This window comes from uncultured Parabacteroides sp. (assembly GCF_905196875.1).
GTDB lineage: Bacteria > Bacteroidota > Bacteroidia > Bacteroidales > Tannerellaceae > Parabacteroides.
Window position 1 is genome coordinate 112,728 of record NZ_CAJJWO010000001.1, and the last position, 16,417, is coordinate 129,144.

The 16,417-nt window shown below is 46.0% G+C and carries 14 protein-coding genes; 3 read left to right on the plus strand and 11 right to left on the minus strand.

Features of this window, described 5'->3' with window-relative positions; all coding sequences use genetic code 11:
• Positions 1–77: 77 nt before the first annotated feature.
• On the plus strand, positions 78–2,150 hold the full coding sequence (locus QZ076_RS00405; protein WP_293709275.1) for a VapE domain-containing protein: 2,073 nt from the start codon (positions 78–80) through the stop codon (positions 2,148–2,150).
• Between the two features lie 63 nt (positions 2,151–2,213).
• Here the strand turns inward: QZ076_RS00405 and QZ076_RS00410 are convergent, their stop codons facing one another.
• The 9 genes from QZ076_RS00410 to QZ076_RS00450 all read right to left on the minus strand — a co-directional run bounded on the left by QZ076_RS00410 (position 2,214) and on the right by QZ076_RS00450 (position 12,358).
• Positions 2,214–2,405, minus strand: a complete 192-nt coding sequence (locus QZ076_RS00410) for a hypothetical protein (RefSeq protein WP_293709277.1) — start codon at positions 2,403–2,405, stop codon at positions 2,214–2,216.
• Positions 2,402–2,764, minus strand: a complete 363-nt coding sequence (locus QZ076_RS00415; RefSeq protein WP_293709279.1) for a type II toxin-antitoxin system RelE/ParE family toxin — start codon at positions 2,762–2,764, stop codon at positions 2,402–2,404. Before QZ076_RS00415 ends, QZ076_RS00410 begins: the two co-directional genes overlap by 4 nt.
• Positions 2,765–2,817: 53 nt before the next feature.
• Entirely contained in the window at positions 2,818–4,356 is a 1,539-nt protein-coding gene (locus QZ076_RS00420; RefSeq protein ID WP_293709281.1) for a YifB family Mg chelatase-like AAA ATPase, read from the minus strand.
• A gap of 43 nt (positions 4,357–4,399) precedes the next feature.
• On the minus strand, positions 4,400–5,500 hold the full coding sequence (locus QZ076_RS00425; RefSeq protein WP_293709283.1) for a TlpA disulfide reductase family protein: 1,101 nt from the start codon (positions 5,498–5,500) through the stop codon (positions 4,400–4,402).
• 182 nt (positions 5,501–5,682) lie between these two features.
• Complete coding sequence (gene pckA, locus QZ076_RS00430) at positions 5,683–7,290, minus strand: phosphoenolpyruvate carboxykinase (ATP) (RefSeq protein WP_293709285.1); 1,608 nt, start codon at positions 7,288–7,290, stop codon at positions 5,683–5,685.
• Between the two features lie 330 nt (positions 7,291–7,620).
• Entirely contained in the window at positions 7,621–8,631 is a 1,011-nt protein-coding gene (locus QZ076_RS00435; RefSeq protein WP_293709287.1) for a 2-oxoacid:ferredoxin oxidoreductase subunit beta, read from the minus strand.
• A 3-nt stretch (positions 8,632–8,634) separates the two neighbouring features.
• On the minus strand, positions 8,635–10,488 hold the full coding sequence (locus tag QZ076_RS00440; RefSeq protein ID WP_293709289.1) for a 2-oxoacid:acceptor oxidoreductase subunit alpha: 1,854 nt from the start codon (positions 10,486–10,488) through the stop codon (positions 8,635–8,637).
• 88 nt (positions 10,489–10,576) lie between these two features.
• On the minus strand, positions 10,577–11,788 hold the full coding sequence (locus QZ076_RS00445; RefSeq protein ID WP_293709291.1) for an alanine dehydrogenase: 1,212 nt from the start codon (positions 11,786–11,788) through the stop codon (positions 10,577–10,579).
• A gap of 48 nt (positions 11,789–11,836) precedes the next feature.
• Positions 11,837–12,358 carry a shikimate kinase gene (locus QZ076_RS00450; protein WP_293709292.1) on the minus strand — a complete coding sequence of 174 codons (522 nt, stop codon included), beginning with the start codon at positions 12,356–12,358 and terminating at the stop codon, positions 11,837–11,839.
• Positions 12,359–12,492: 134 nt separating this feature from the next.
• Here QZ076_RS00450 and QZ076_RS00455 point away from each other — a divergent pair, with 134 nt between their 5' ends.
• Positions 12,493–13,128 carry a viroplasmin family protein gene (locus QZ076_RS00455; RefSeq protein ID WP_293709294.1) on the plus strand — a complete coding sequence of 212 codons (636 nt, stop codon included), beginning with the start codon at positions 12,493–12,495 and terminating at the stop codon, positions 13,126–13,128.
• A 26-nt stretch (positions 13,129–13,154) separates the two neighbouring features.
• Positions 13,155–14,159, plus strand: a complete 1,005-nt coding sequence (locus QZ076_RS00460) for a glycosyl transferase family 90 (RefSeq protein WP_293709296.1) — start codon at positions 13,155–13,157, stop codon at positions 14,157–14,159.
• On the opposite strand, the gene QZ076_RS00465 is transcribed toward QZ076_RS00460, so the two are convergent.
• Together QZ076_RS00465 and QZ076_RS00470 are read right to left on the minus strand one after the other, a co-directional pair.
• Complete coding sequence (locus QZ076_RS00465) at positions 14,156–15,013, minus strand: hypothetical protein (RefSeq protein ID WP_293709298.1); 858 nt, start codon at positions 15,011–15,013, stop codon at positions 14,156–14,158. The genes QZ076_RS00460 and QZ076_RS00465 overlap by 4 nt on opposite strands.
• 25 nt (positions 15,014–15,038) lie before the next feature.
• Positions 15,039–16,331, minus strand: coding sequence for a nucleotide sugar dehydrogenase (locus QZ076_RS00470; RefSeq protein ID WP_293709300.1), 1,293 nt, complete (start codon positions 16,329–16,331; stop codon positions 15,039–15,041).
• Between the last annotated feature and the right edge of the window lie 86 nt (positions 16,332–16,417).

Below are 16,417 nucleotides of genomic sequence, written 5' to 3' on the forward strand. Positions count from 1 at the left end.
ACTATCGGTCGGAGTGTTCTTTAAACCGGGTATGGCAATTGTATATTTGCTGACAGAAACATCAAAAATCAATAGATATGGAAGCAACTATTTACAAAAGCACGAACAAAAAGATGAAAAAGATTGCGTTGGCAACCCTGCTGGAAGAGATGCGGACAGCGCAAAAACAAATTCCGGTAACGGCGTTTCGCGAAATGCTGGATTATTGTATGCCGGAAAGCCATCCGGCCGATGTGGAGAAGTTGCCGGTGACGGTTTTCAGCGGAGTTTACAACCGATCGTCGGGCAGCTCCGTCCTAAAACGGTATAACGGTATCATCCTGGTAGAAATCAATCGGCTTGCCAACCGCTCTGAAGCGGAGAAAATACGGGGAAAAGCGACGGAAATCCTTCAAACTTTGGCGGCCTTTGTCGGATCGAGCGGTAGAAGCGTAAAAATACTGACACGCTTCACGCTACAGGACGGTTCATTACCGGACGAAGAACGACAGATCGGGTTGTTTCACGCACATGCCTATCGCCGGGCAGCCATCTTCTACGGAGAACAGTTGCAGCAGCAGGTTACACCGACCAGCGCTTCGCCATCGAAAGGGGTTCGCTACACGTTCGATCCCGGACTTTATTATAATCCCGACGCGATCGCGATCCGTATGCCCCAACCACAGCAGGAGCCGGATGAAATGCAGACAGAAAGTAGAGCGAAAGAAAAGAAAGAGCCGCTGCACCGCTTGATGCCGGGTTACGAACGTTACCAGATCATCGCCCGATTGTATAACGTGGCACTCAAAAAGACACTGATGGCTACACCGGTTCCCAAAGCGGAAACCGATAAGCAGGCGTTTCTGGTAAACCTGGCCGAACATTGTTTCCACAACGGGGTACCGGAAGAGGATGCCGTACGCTGGACGTTGTTGCATACGGGCTTCCGCAAGTTCGAGCCGGAACTGCGGGAAACGATACATACCTGTTACCTGCTGGAGAAGAATTTCGGCGGCAAGCCGGAGCTTTCGTCTGGACAGGTATTGATGGCACAGCTGGATGATTTCATGTCGCGCCGCTATGAATTCCGGCGTAACAAACTGAGAGGTGACATGGAATACCGGGAGCAGTGCTCCTTCTGTTTCCGATTCCGCCCGGTGACGGATGAGGTGATCAACACGATCAGCATAGAGGCACAGAAAGAAGGGATCGAGTTGTGGGACAGGGATGTGAAACGTTTCATCTTTTCCACGGCAACACCTTCTTATGATCCGCTGGATACTTATCTCGGAAATCTACCGGACTGGGACGGAAAAGACCGGATACGCAGCCTGGCCGACTCGTTACCGGTGGAAAACGGGAAGTGGCGGGATCGTTTTTATATCTGGTTCCTGGGAATGGTTGCCCAATGGCGGCAGACAGACAGGATGCATGCCAACAGTGTGGTTCCGCTTATCGTGGGACCGCAGGGATGCGGCAAGTCCACCTGGTGCCGGTCGCTCCTACCGCCGGAGCTGCGGGAGTATTATGCCGAAAGTCTCGATTTCAGCAGTCGGCGGGAAGCGGAAATGGCGCTGGGACGTTTTGCGTTGATCAACCTGGATGAGTTCGATTCGATCAGTTCCACGCAGCAGGCTTTCCTGAAACATTTGTTGCAGAAGCCGGAAGTCAAGATCAGGCAACCGTACGGGCAGAGCGTTCGCAGCCGGCAACGGTATGGTTCGTTCATGGCGACCTGCAACAATCTCGACCTGCTGTCCGATCCGACAGGTAGCCGCCGTTTCCTTTGTATCGAGCTTACCGGACTGATCGACAATAATCGGACAATCTGTTACGAGCAATTGTATGCACAGGCACTCGAAGCATTGAAGCGTGAAGAGCGGTATTGGTTCACGCATGAGGAAGAGGTCGCTATCATGCAGGACAACAGAGGATTCCAGCAATGCCCGGCTGAAGAGCAGTTACTCCTTCAATATTACCGGAAGGTGGAACCGGGAGAGGAAGGTCTTTGGCTGTCGGCCACCGAGATGCTGCTGGATATGCAAAAACGCAGCGGCGTACAGCTAAGCAGAACCAATATGAATACCTTCGCCCGTGTCCTCATAAAGAACGAAATAGCGAAAAGACATACGATGAGGGGCAACCTCTGGCATGTAATAAAAGTTGAATGAAGGCTCTATGAAGGCCAAATGAACCCGGAATGAAAACCGGGTTCATTTATGATCTTTTATTAATCAACGGCTAGACTGGGGATGAAGGCGTGAAACCTTATCACCACGATCACCGAGTATTTCTTCATTATACCAAGCTAAGACCTTTGCTTGAAAGGCATCACGTTCCGGGGTTCCATATTCACCATATTCTTTAGCTAACTTGTCACTAAAACTAGAAAACTTCGTTTTATTTCTAACTTCTATATCTTTCATAAGTCATATTTTTCAATAATTCTTAATGCTTTCTTTATTTGCTTATCATAGTCTTTGGTTGACTTTTTAAGAAAACCGTTCAGCAGTAAGACTTTTGTAGACAAAATTATGTTTCTATCATCTAGTGCAAATAACACTCTTCGATATTCATTATTTCCCAAAGAAATCCTCATTTCATAGAAAGGAGGATGAACCAACTTTTTTACCAACTTCGTACTTAATACTTTTTTCGTTTCAAGAGCTGCAATACCCATTTTGAACTTTTCCTGAATATCGCGATTGAGATCTTCATAAAAATCTTCAAATTCAGGAGTAACATCCACTGTTCTTATACGTACGATATCACTTTCTTCTTCCATACAAAGGTAACTAATTAATTACATTTTATTCAATAAAAACAACTACATTTTTCCTACAATCCCCAGCTCTCCCTATCCAGATTCCGGTAATTGATAGCCTCGGCCAGGTGGCGGGCTTCTATCTTTTCGGAACTGTCGAGGTCGGCGATGGTGCGGGACACCTTGAGGATACGGTCGTAGGCACGGGCGGAAAGACTCAGGCGCTGCATGGCTGTTTTGAGAAGAGCCAGCCCGGCAGCGTCGGGGACAGCATATGTATGAAGAAGTTGGGTACTCATCTGGGCGTTACAATAAACACCTTCGTGGCCGGCAAAACGTTTTTCTTGGACAGAACGTGCCCGGATCACCCGCTCACGGACATCGACACTCGGTTCGGAAGGACGTTGCTCTGAGATCTTTTCAAAAGGAACGGGCACGATCTCCACCTGTATATCTATCCGGTCCAGCAACGGCCCCGATACACGGTTCATATACTTCTGCACCGCTCCCGGAGGACAGAGACAGGGACGGTCGGGATGGTTGTAATACCCGCAAGGGCACGGATTCATCGAAGCCACCAGCATAAAACTGGCCGGATAGTCGACTGAGAAACGGGCACGTGAAACAGTTATCTTCCGGTCTTCCAACGGCTGCCGCATCACTTCAAGAACACTCCGGTTGAACTCCGGTAGTTCGTCCAGGAAAAGCACACCGTTATGCGCCAGACTGACTTCTCCCGGCTGTGGATAAGCACCGCCCCCTACCATCGCCACATTCGAAATGGTATGATGCGGCGAACGGAATGGGCGTTGTACCATCAGGGATGTCTCCACCCCTATTTTCCCGGCTACGGAATGGATCTTTGTCGTCTCGAGCGATTCATGCAAAGTGAACGGAGGAAGGATCGTAGACAGACGTTTTGCCAACATTGACTTACCGCTTCCCGGCGGGCCGATCATAATCAGGTTATGACCACCTGCAGCAGCCACTTCCAAGGCACGTTTCACATTTTCCTGACCACGTACATCGGAGAAGTCGAACTCGAAAAGTTGCTGACGGGCGTAAAACTCCTCCCGCGTATTAACGACCGTCGGCTGCAACTCACGTTTACCTGCTATAAACTCGATCACCTCTTTGATGTTCGAAGCTCCGTAGACATCCAGGTCGTTCACGACAGCCGCCTCACGGGCATTCTGCTTCGGGAGGATAAATCCTTTAAAGCCTTCTTCCCTCGCCTTGATTGCTATCGGAAGGACGCCTTTTACCGGTTGAAGGCTTCCGTCCAGCGACAGTTCCCCCATCAGCAGAAAACGATCCAGCCGCGAAGCATCCAACTCTTCTGCAGCCGCCAGTATGCCGATAGCCAACGGCAGGTCGTACGATGAACCTTCCTTCCGGATATCGGCAGGAGCCATATTAATAACGATACGGTTACGGGGAAACTTATATCCGCTTACCTGGAGGGCGGAGATAATACGTTCGTGACTTTCGCGGACAGCCACATCGGGAAGGCCTACCAGAAAGAACTGGATACCTTTTGTACAATTCACCTCAATGGTCACGATGGTTGCAGAAATGCCCTGCACGGCAGCAGCATAGGATTTTACTAACATAATTAAAAGGTTTTGATCGGAAGTTTATAATTCGTTTATCTTATCATTCCACCAGTTTTTCAAGTGTTTGTTCTATTTCCAGACCATTGTCCGTCTTCAAGATGATCTTACCTTCTTCATCGATCAGGAAACAACGGGGAAGTGCATTTACATTATACAGGTCGACCAGCATAGTAGCTTGGCCTGCAGAGTCGGTCACCAGATTCCAGTCGATACTGTCTTTAGCCAGTAGTTTCCTGACTTCCCCGGGATCATCGTCCAGACTGACCAGCAGCATTTCGACTTTCTCTTTTGGATATTTCACCGCCACCTTATCCAGATACAGGTCTTCCGTCTGGCACATATCGCACCACGGAGCCGTAAAAGCCAGCAATAAGTAACGCTTCGGGAAAGAATCCAGACTTACGGTATGACCATAGATATTCTTTACATTAAATCCCGGAGCTTCGGCACCCAACGAAGTACGTTGCGCCTTAGCACTGTATTCCTGTAGTTTACGGATCAGATAAAAATCGTTCAGCTTAGGACTTAACACCGCCAACAACTCATCCATCTTACGGGTATCGTCCGGATTCATAAAGAAATACTGCAACAGAACAACAGAAGCTTCTTCATCGGGATGATCCTGAATATAAGCCTGTGCACGTTCGCTCAACGAATGACTTACATTCGTCAGGCGGGAAGGAAGATCCGTCTCTTCAATTGTATTCGTATGACTACTTTTATTATTCAGGATATTGACCAGGTCGGCCTGTTCTTTCAATAAAGGAGCAACCCCCTTGCGGAAATTCGTCAGCTGGTCGTTGATACGTCCACCTTTCACCTGCAACAGAGAAGGATAAAGAGCATCGCCGGTAATGGTTACTTTCTCACCGGGTATCAGGTAAGCAGTAGTCCAGCGTTTCTTATGATCGAAGAAGATAGTAACAGTATTGAAGTCACCTTCACTCCGCTTTAAGGAGAACTGTCCGGGTTTTTCGCAGGTAATGGTGTCGACTACTTTATAACTGTCGTTCTCAAAAACAGCATATAGCGTCTCATCTTCCAGATTAGACAATTTGCCTTCAATCCGGTAAGGAACGTCCCCGCCACATGATGACAAGAACAATGCGACTCCGAAAAACAGTAATAAACGTTTAATCATTATACCTTAAAACCCCACATTAACAGATAATTTGCGGTAAAGATAACAATAGAATTTAAATTACGCTAACATTTATGATAAAATTAATTCAGATATATAAAAAAAAGCGTAGAACAAATGTTCTACGCTTTTCGATAGTTTTATTCTTAACCGTTGATAAAAACTTATCTCCGGTAGGGAAATTACAATTTCGGACCAGCAGCAACCAAAGCCTTACCAGCTTCGTTACCAGTGAACTTAGCGAAGTTCTTCTGGAAGCGACCAGCCAAATCTTTAGCTTTTTCGTCCCACTGAGCAGCGTCAGCGTAAGTGTCGCGAGGATCAAGGATCTTCGGATCAACACCCGGAAGAGCTGTAGGAACAACGAAGTCGAAGTAAGGAATAACCTTAGTCGGAGCTTTGTCGATAGAACCGTCCAGGATAGCGTCGATGATACCACGAGTATCTTTGATAGAGATACGTTTGCCGCTACCGTTCCAACCTGTGTTAACCAGATAAGCCTTAGCACCAGTCATTTCCATTTTCTTAACCAGTTCCTGACCGTATTTAGTCGGGTGCAATGACAAGAATGCTGCACCGAAACAAGCTGAGAATGTAGGAGTCGGTTCAGTGATACCACGTTCTGTACCAGCTAATTTAGCTGTGAAACCAGAAAGGAAGTAGTACTGAGTCTGTTCCGGAGTCAGGATAGATACCGGAGGCAATACACCGAATGCATCAGCAGACAGGAAGATAACCTGTTTTGCGTGCGGGCCTTTAGAAACCGGCTTAACGATGTTTTCGATATGATAGATAGGATAAGAAACGCGAGTGTTTTCTGTAACTGACTTGTCAGAGAAGTCGATAGCGCCGTTAGCGTCTACTGTACAGTTTTCCAACAGAGCGTCACGTTTGATAGCGTTCCAGATATCCGGTTCGTTTTCTTTGCTCAAGTTGATGGTCTTAGCGTAGCAACCACCTTCGAAGTTGAATACACCGTCGTTATCCCATCCGTGTTCGTCATCACCGATCAACAGACGTTTCGGGTCAGTTGACAATGTAGTTTTACCTGTACCTGACAAACCGAAGAAGATAGCCGAGCTCTTGCCTTCTTTGTCTGTGTTAGCAGAACAGTGCATAGAAGCCATACCCTGCAGCGGCAACAGATAGTTCATGTAAGAGAACATACCTTTCTTCATTTCACCACCGTACCAAGTATTCAGGATAACCTGGATCTTTTCAGTCAGGTTGAATACAACAGCAGTTTCAGAGTTCAAGCCAAGTTCTTTATAGTTTTCAACTTTAGCTTTAGAAGCATTCATGATAACGAAATCAGGTTCACCGAAGTTAGCCAGTTCTTCAGCTGAAGGACGGATGAACATGTTTGTTACGAAATGAGTCTGCCATGCTACTTCCATGATGAAACGCAGTTTCAGACGGCTGTTTTCGTTAGCACCACAGAATGCGTCAACAACGAACAATCTTTTGTTAGAAAGTTCCTTTGTTGCTAATTCTTTACAAGTCTTCCAGCACTTTTCGTCTACTGGTTTGTTATCATTTTTATATTCTTCAGATGTCCACCATACAGTGTTTTCGCTGGTAGCATCCTTTACAAAGAATTTATCTTTAGGAGAACGTCCTGTATAAACGCCAGTCATAACGTTTACAGCACCCATATCAGTTACCTGACCTTTTTCGAAACCTTCCAGACCTGGTTTTGTTTCTTCTGCGAACAGAACTTCATAAGACGGATTGTGTACAATTTCTGTCACACCTGTGATTCCGTACTTGCTTAAATCTAAATTAGCCATTCTTGATAATAATTTAAATGATTGACTTTATATAACTTTTCTCTCTCTCGAATTAAAAATAACAGGGCTCTGATGCCTACTTGTAACTTGCTGTTACCTCACCTTGTTAAGACCGGTACAAAAGTAATATTTTTTTTTATAGCTGATACTCTATTAAGGAAATTTTTCAGTAATAATTGCTCTTTTCCATGCAATTAACAAATACACTAGTCTATTTGCAAACCAGACCTTACAATTAGGAGCAAAAATGTCAGACTGGGTATCCACTCACAAAAAAAGAGGGGCGATCTGACAACCGGCCCCTCTCTATATTACTTTTCCATATGCATGTTATTTTACTTCCCAAATCTCACCCTTCATCAAGAAATCTTTCAGTTTGCGGGTAGGATTTTTAGCTTGCACTTCTTCGATCTGCTGATGAACGGCCTGATCGTATACGGGAGCATCCACATCGCGGATAACACCCAGAGCAATAGGCATATCATCTTTCATCATGGCCAGCATCATGTGAAGGGTCGTGTCTTTTTCATGTGCATCATGAACCAGGATATCGTCCAATGTATAACCGTCTTCACCGATTGTCACAACTTTCAGTTTCAGGCCATCCAGAACAATACCCTTGTTACCGTCTTTTCCGAATACCATCTTTTCGCCATGACGCAGGAAGATAGTACGGTCTGCACGGAATTCCTTATCGACAATGCTCTTATGGATACCGTCATTAAAGATAACACAGTTTACAAGCACTTCTGTTACAGAAGCTCCTTTATGGCGGGCAGAAGCTGTCAAGACTTCAGTTGTATTTTTCAGGTCTACGTCGATCACACGGGCAAAGAAATTTCCACGTGCACCCAAAGCCAGTTCAGCCGGGATAAACGGGTCTTCTACTGTACCGTAGGGAGAACTCTTTGATACGAAACCACGTTCGGATGTCGGAGAGTATTGCCCTTTGGTCAGGCCATAGATTTTATTATTGAAAAGTACAATGTTCAAATCGATATTACGACGTACGGCATGGATAAAATGGTTACCACCAATAGCCAGACAGTCGCCATCACCTGTAATCAGCCATACACTCAGGTCGGGACGAGCGGTCTTTACACCGGTTGCGATAGCAGCACCACGTCCGTGGATAGTATGGAAACCATAGGTATTCATATAATAAGGTAAGCGGGAAGAACACCCGATACCAGAGATAACGGCCATATCGTGAGGAGCCACTCCTACTTCAGCCATTGCTTTGTGTAAGCAGTTCAATACGGCATGGTCTCCACAACCCGGACACCAACGAACATACTGGTCGCTCTTATAATCTTTCGGTTCGAATTTTATATCTGTCATTTTTTAAGCCTCCAATATTTTAGTGAATTCCTCAACTAATCTCGCAACAACGAAAGGCTGTCCCTTTACGCGATTGAATTTATACGGATTAAATCCGGGTACTTTAGCACGCAGGTAGTTCGCAAACTGTCCGTTATTCTGTTCGGCAACCACAGCTTTCTTGAACTTAGAAAGTACTTCAACTGTGTTCTTCGGCAGCGGGCTGATGAATTTGAAGTGGGCCATTGCAACCTTCTTTCCTTGCTGCTGCATGGTTTCCATCGCTTCATACAAGTGTCCGTAAGTTCCGCCCCAGCCAATAATCAGCAGGTCGGCATCAGGATCGCCAATCACTTCCAGTTCAGGGATATAGTCGGCAATCTTGTCGATCTTAGCCTGACGGGTGGAAACCATCTTCTGGTGGTTGATCGGATCAGTCGAGATAGCACTTGTCTCATAGTCTTTTTCCAGACCACCCAGACGGTGTGCGAAACCTTCCATACCCGGGACAGCCCAGTAACGAACAAGGCTTTCTTTATCACGACGGTAGGCTTTCCATACCTTTTCTTCTGTATAGTTAGATACGTAATTCGGTTTGATTTCCGGATATTTATCCAGGTCGGGCAACTTCCATGCAGACGAACCGTTTGCAATGAAAGCATCTGTCAACAGGATAACCGGAGTCATATGTTCAACAGCCAGTTTACCAGCCCAGAAAGCAGCATCGAAACAGTCTGTCGGAGTTGAAGCGGCAATAACAACCAGCGGGCTTTCACCGTTACGTCCGTGAAGAGCCTGCATCAGGTCGGTCTGCTCACTCTTGGTAGGCATACCGGTTGAAGGACCACCACGTTGCACGTCGATAATAACCAAAGGTATTTCAGCTATTACAGCCAGACCGATCGCTTCACTCTTCAGGGCCAGACCCGGTCCGGAAGTAGATGTAGCAGCCAGGCTACCGGCAAAACTAGCACCGATAGCTGTACAGATACCGGCAATTTCGTCTTCCGCCTGTACGGTAACGACGCCCAGGTCTTTACGTTTTGACAATTCATGCAGGATATCCGTTGCCGGAGTAATTGGATAACTACCCAGGAATAATTGAAGGCCGGACTTTTCCGCAGCAGCGATCAGCCCGTAAGAAGTAGCCTTGTTTCCATTCACATCGGTATAGAAACCCGGTGCTGCCTTTTCGCTTTCGATACGATAGGTGGAAACTGATGCGTGGATATTGTGTCCGTAATTATAACCATCGGTCAACGCTTTGATATTAGCTTTCGCGATAGCCGGCTTTTTGGCAAACTTATTTTGAAGCATGTTCATCGCCTCTTCCAGAGGACGGTCGAACAACCAACAAACAAGTCCTAATGCGAACATATTCTTACAACGTAGAGCAGACTTATTATCCAGGCCAAATTCAGCCAGACCGTCTTTCACCATTGTCGAGATCGGAGCGGCAACAACCTGCACACCACCCAAACCTAATTCTTTAAAAGGATCGTCTGTAGTAAACAAAGCTTTGTCGAGATCCGACTTCTTGAAAGAGTCGGTATCGATGATAACGATCGAATTCGATTTGATATTCTTCACATTCACTTTCAGCGCAGCAGGATTCATTGCAACCAATACATCCGCCTTATCGCCAGGAGTGAAGATTTTACGCGATCCCAGATGAACCTGAAATCCTGATACACCACTAAGTGTTCCTTGTGGAGCACGAATTTCTGCCGGGTAGTCGGGAAACGTAGAGATCTCATTTCCGAGGATAGCCGACAGATTTGAAAAGATTGTTCCGGTCAACTGCATACCGTCTCCGGAGTCCCCGGAGAAACGAACTACAACCTGTTCCAAAGTTGTTACTTTTGTCTGTTCTGCCATAATTACTTATATTAGCTTTAATCGCTTGTTTGTAGTTAGATTTCCGCAAAGTAAAGAATAAACTTTGCGAGTTCAAAACTTTTGAGGCTTAAAAAGCAGATAGATATAGATCCAGATTATTAGATGATAGATTGAAATGATTGGATACATAGCTACTGACAGGTTTTCCGCAATACATATAAACCCCCGAACGGAAACCATCATCTGCCTTTATCATATTCTGGACCGACCCTGCATCTCCCAGGGAGAGGAAAATCGGGACGAATATATTACTGAAAGCCATTGAAGTTGTACGCGCCACCCGGTTACTTATATTGGGTTTGCAATAATGCAATACGCCATATTGTTCAAACACGGTCGGATCTGTTTTACCCAAACAGCAGGTTGTTTCGAAACAACCTCCCTGGCTGATACGCAGATCGATCACCAGTGAACCACGTTTCATAGTGCGGACCAGCTCTTCTGCGATTACATAACGGTAACGGGTATTGATATAACGCATGGCTCCGATCACCACATCGGCGGTCCGGAAAGCGTTGTGTAACACATTGGGATGGAAGTTGGAAGTAAAAAGTCCCTGCCCCAATACCTGCTGGATAGTGCGTAGCTTGTTTATATCATCATCGAAGACTTTAACCGATGCTCCCAGCGCCAAGGCAGCCCGTGCCGCAACCGTACCGGCATTGCCGGCTCCGACAATAACTACTTCGGTTGGCGATACACCTGGTATTCCTCCCAGAAGGATACCTTTTCCTCCTTGTGTATTGCTCAACAGTTCGGAAGCGATGGAAATGGAAGCCGTCCCCTCTATCTCGGAGATAACATTCAACACCGGACATCTCCGTTGGTCGTCCGACAGCAGTTCGTAGGCAATCGCCGTAATCCGTTTGGCCATCATCAGTTCGAATGCCTCGGCGGCAAAAAGGTTGAGTTGCACCATCGAAAAGACAGTCGAGCGAGGTTTCATCAGCAGAATCTCTTCCGGCAGCGGAGGAAGGATTTTCAGGATAATATCGGCTTGAAATACTTCTGCAGGGGTAGATACGATTTCAGCTCCGGCTTCAGAGTAATGGTTATCGGAATAGTTTATTCCCAACCCGGCCCCGGCTTCAACCAATACATGATGTCCGCGATCGGTCAACATATCGACGGCTTCGGGGGTAAGCACCAAACGTTTTTCCCCTTCTTTCCGTTCCCGGGGAATACCTATCAGTAAACGATTGTTCACCTTACTCAATTCCTTCAACAGTTCCTGAGGGATATATGCTCCCTGCACCTGCTTGCCTCCTGTTGCTTCCATAATACGATTCCTGTCGGCAACTCCTACAATTGCCTTTACCTTATTATATTATACTATTTTCTCTAATGCTTCGGTAATTTTATGCACATCTGTCTCCGTCAGCATCACTTCCGCATCAAATACGATTGAAGCTTTCGTATAGAAAGGAGTCCTTTTTTCCAGACTTTCGGCGATAAACGCAACCAGTTCGTCTCCGGACCGGCCTTTCAACACCGGACGTGTTGTCTTACAGGTTTCCAGTCGTTTTGCCAGTTCCTTTACCGAAACTTTCAGGTAAACAGTTGTCCCGTTCTCGTTCATAAACTCCATATTATCAAAAAAGCATGGAGCACCGCCGCCGGTGGATATCAATACATCCTCGAACATCGAGACTTCATGAAGCATCCTCCGCTCGATATCACGGAAGGCTTCTTCCCCTTTTTCAGCAAAAATCTGCCCGACCGTTTTGTGGTAGCGGGCTTCGATGTAACAGTCCAGGTCAATAAAAGAGAGCTTCATCCGTTCCGCCAGGTCTTTTCCGACCGTCGTTTTTCCGGCACCCATATAACCTATCAAAAAAATACGCTTCATCTCGTATATGATTGTTTACCGCAAATGTAAAGTTTTTTTTCCTCATAACTATGATTTCCTTAAATTATAGTTGGTATCCGAAAAAGTCGTTCCGATGTATTACCTTTGTGCTCATATCTGAATAATAGCAGACAATGGCGAAGAGTAAATATTACGTAGTATGGAAAGGGCTGAACCCGGGTGTTTACGACAACTGGGCGGAGTGTAAGATGCAGGTGGAAGGACAGGACGGAGCGAAATACAAATCGTTCGAAACCCGTGAAGAGGCAGCCGACGCCTTTGAGAAAGGGTACTCTTATTACCTGAAAGCTGCCTCATCCGCCAAAGCCGCTTCCAACCTGACGCCGCAGGCTCCCATCGGGAAACCGATCAACGAGAGTCTGGCTGTCGATGCTGCCTGTAGCGGCAATCCGGGTGATATGGAGTACCGAGGAGTCTATACGGCCACCGGACAGGAAATTTTCCATATCGGCCCTCTAAAGAAAGGCACCAATAATATCGGTGAATTTCTCGCTCTCGTCCACGGCCTGGCCCTGCTGAAGCAGAAAGGAAGCGATTTGCCTATTTATTCGGACAGCCGCAATGCCATCATCTGGGTCAAAAAGAAGAAATGCAAGACGTTGCTGGAACGTGAGCCTGTCAACGAGCCGATCTTCGACCTGATAGAACGAGCCGAGAAGTGGCTGAATACAAATACCTATACCACTACGATCCTGAAATGGGAGACTTCAGTATGGGGAGAGATCCCGGCTGACTTCGGACGGAAATAAAGTACTAACAAATGATATCTGATTGTATGAAGAACAAGATCACTTACATTTTCTCCAGCGGAAAAAATCCGAAATTCGTTTATTACGGAATCAATCTGCTACGCCAGTTAATCCCTTCTGCTTTCTTCAGGATGAGAAGAAAAAGAAAGATTGCCAAACTGATCGCTTCACGCTCCGACATGGATTACATTGAAAGCAGGGTCAATTACTACAACAAGCTGAATGCTCCGGTACAGCTGCCGGCCGATACCCCGATACTGGCCGACCATAAAATGCCTAAAAAGAAAAAAGTATATTTCTTCGACTCATTCGAATATACCCGCTGGTTTCCCAAAGAACTGCATTGGGGATATCTGCCGGGAGATATTATCATCGTACCGGATTATCCTTCTATTGTAAAAAGCAGACCTTTGGTCACCGGTGACCAAAGGTTGTCTATAGACAACACCAATTCCATTGTAATGAAATTGGAAAAAGACCGTCACTTTGTATTTGTAAACGACACCAAACCTTTCCACGAGAAAATGAACCGGGTTATCTTCCGCGGAAAAGTAAAAGGTAAACCTAGCCGCCGCATACTCATGCAAATGTATTTCAATCATCCGATGTGCGACCTGGGCGACGTAAGCAAGCATACCGATGACCCACAGGAATGGCAAACAGCCAAAATGACGCTTAAAGAACACCTGGATTTCAAATTTATCCTATCTATGGAAGGGAACGATGTTGCCAGTAACCTGAAATGGGTAATGTCGTCCAATTCGATAGCTGTGATGCCGCGGCCTACCTGCGAAACATGGTTTATGGAAGGTACATTGATCCCCAATTATCATTATATCGAGATCAAAGACGACTTGTCCGATTTGGAAGAGCGGCTGAATTATTATATCGAGCATGAAGACGAAGCCCTGGAAATCATTAAACATGCTCATGAATATGTCGCTTTCTTTAAAGACAAACAACGGGAAGACCTGATCAACCTGTTGGTTCTTCAGAAATATTTTGAAAAGACCGGCCAACTACCCGGTTAAAAACAACGGATATAAGCCAATGAGAAAGTGTCGTACAGAATATCCTGCAGGCCGTGTTTGTATCTGAATGAGACGATATTTTTCTTTATCTCATAATTCAGTTTCGAACGGAAAATCATTGGCTTATCACCTTCTCCCCTATAACCGCGAAAACCGGAGTAGTCGACATCCAGCGTAAAGTTATGGCAAGTACCCTGCAAGCCAAGCCCATAACAAAATGCATCATTCTGCCGATTCTGATAATTATTGGTCATCCAGCAATAAAAGCCGATCATACCCTGAGCGCGAACCGACAGAGTCTCTTCCGGATTTTTCCATAAAGTACGCCCCACGTTACAGTCGAACCAATAAGAAGCGGCATCCGTATAGCGTGCATCGCACAAACGTCCGCCGCTGGCTGTTTTCAGGTTGGCGCTGACAATGACATCCATCCATTTCTCATTAGATAGTACCTGATAATGAAAGCCGAAGATAGCGTCACCGTGACAAGGGATCGGCTGTTTTACTTCTACGGCATGACGTTCATCGCGCACCTCCGGTGAAGTTTCATACCATTCCTGAATTACACCCTGAACCGTCACTCCGGCACGTCCTTTAGCAATAGGGATATATAAGCGGGCATAAACATCTTTTGTCTTATCGCCGGGCATCGTATGGTACTCGCCTCTGAGTTCGACTTCCCAGCGGGAGGAAAGCTTTCCTCCCAACATTTCCGGTACCGGAAATGCATTCACTCCAAAATAACGGGGAGTATATACTAACAAGGGGACTTTATCCCACCAATTTTCTGCTTGCACGGAAGATAAAGATAATAAACAGCAAATAAAAAGAGAGAAGAGCGTCTTTGTTTTCATCCTATACGTTCTGTTTGTTATATCATTAGAGACGATCGTCCACCCATTCCGGGTTGAGACAACCTTTTACATCATATACTACATGGTTTTCTTTAACAAGTGACGGTATATCGAGTTCCAGAAACTCATCATGAGCCACTGCCAGTACGACTGCATCGTATTTCTTTTCTCCGGATAAAGAGGCGGTCAGTTCAAGTCCGTATTCATTCCGAACCTCCTCCGCACGTGCCCAGGGATCATATATAGAAATATTCACTCCATAATCTTTCAATACACGGACCACGTCACCGACTCTCGTATTTCTTACATCCGGACAATTCTCCTTAAAGGTAAAACCGAGCACCAGAACTTCCGCATACTTCACTGGCACGTCTTTTTTGATCATGCATTTCACCACACGCCCGGCAATATACTCTCCCATCGTATCATTGATACGCCGGCCATACAATATCAGACCGGGATGGTATCCGTAATCCTGTGCTTTCCGGATCAGATAATAAGGATCGACGCCTATACAATGGCCACCAACCAACCCTGGTTTAAACGGCAGGAAGTTCCATTTCGTTCCGGCTGCCGCCAACACTTCATTCGTATCTATATCCAGCAGATGGAATATTTTAGCCAATTCATTTACAAATGCGATATTTATATCCCGCTGAGTATTTTCGATTACTTTGGAAGCTTCAGCTACACGAATGCTCGACACCGGGAATGTTCCGGCTGTGATTACCGACCGGTACAAGGCATCGACTTTCCGGGCTGTTTCCGGTGTCGACCCCGACGTTACTTTTATTATCTTTTCCACCGTATGTTTCTTATCTCCGGGATTGATGCGCTCGGGAGAATAACCAGCAAAGAAATCCCGATTAAAAACCAGACCGGATGTGCTAGCCAAAATAGGAACACATTCCTCTTCCGTTATCCCGGGACAGACCGTAGACTCATAAATCACGATATCGCCTTTCGACAAAACACGTCCCACCGTCTCGCTCGCTTTATACAAAGGCGTCAGATCGGGACTATGATGCGTGTCTACCGGAGTAGGAACTGCCACAATATAATAATTACAGGATTGAAGGTCGGAAGGATCAGATGTGAAATAGAGCCCTGCCTCATCAGATTCCGGTAAATGAGGCAACAAAACGGTATTCAGTTTTTCGGCAGACATTTCCATCGTAACGTCTTCCCCTCTCTTTAAAGCATCCACCCGGCTCTGCTTGACATCGAAACCGATAACCGGATATTTGGTTGCGAACAAATGCGCCAATGGCAATCCGACATACCCCAAGCCAATAATTGCAACCTTCATTTTTTCCATTTACTCTATTCTTCTTTTCCGTTCTATAATGACTGGCAAAGATACAACTTATTCTTCATATTTATTTACAATCCAACACTGTAAAC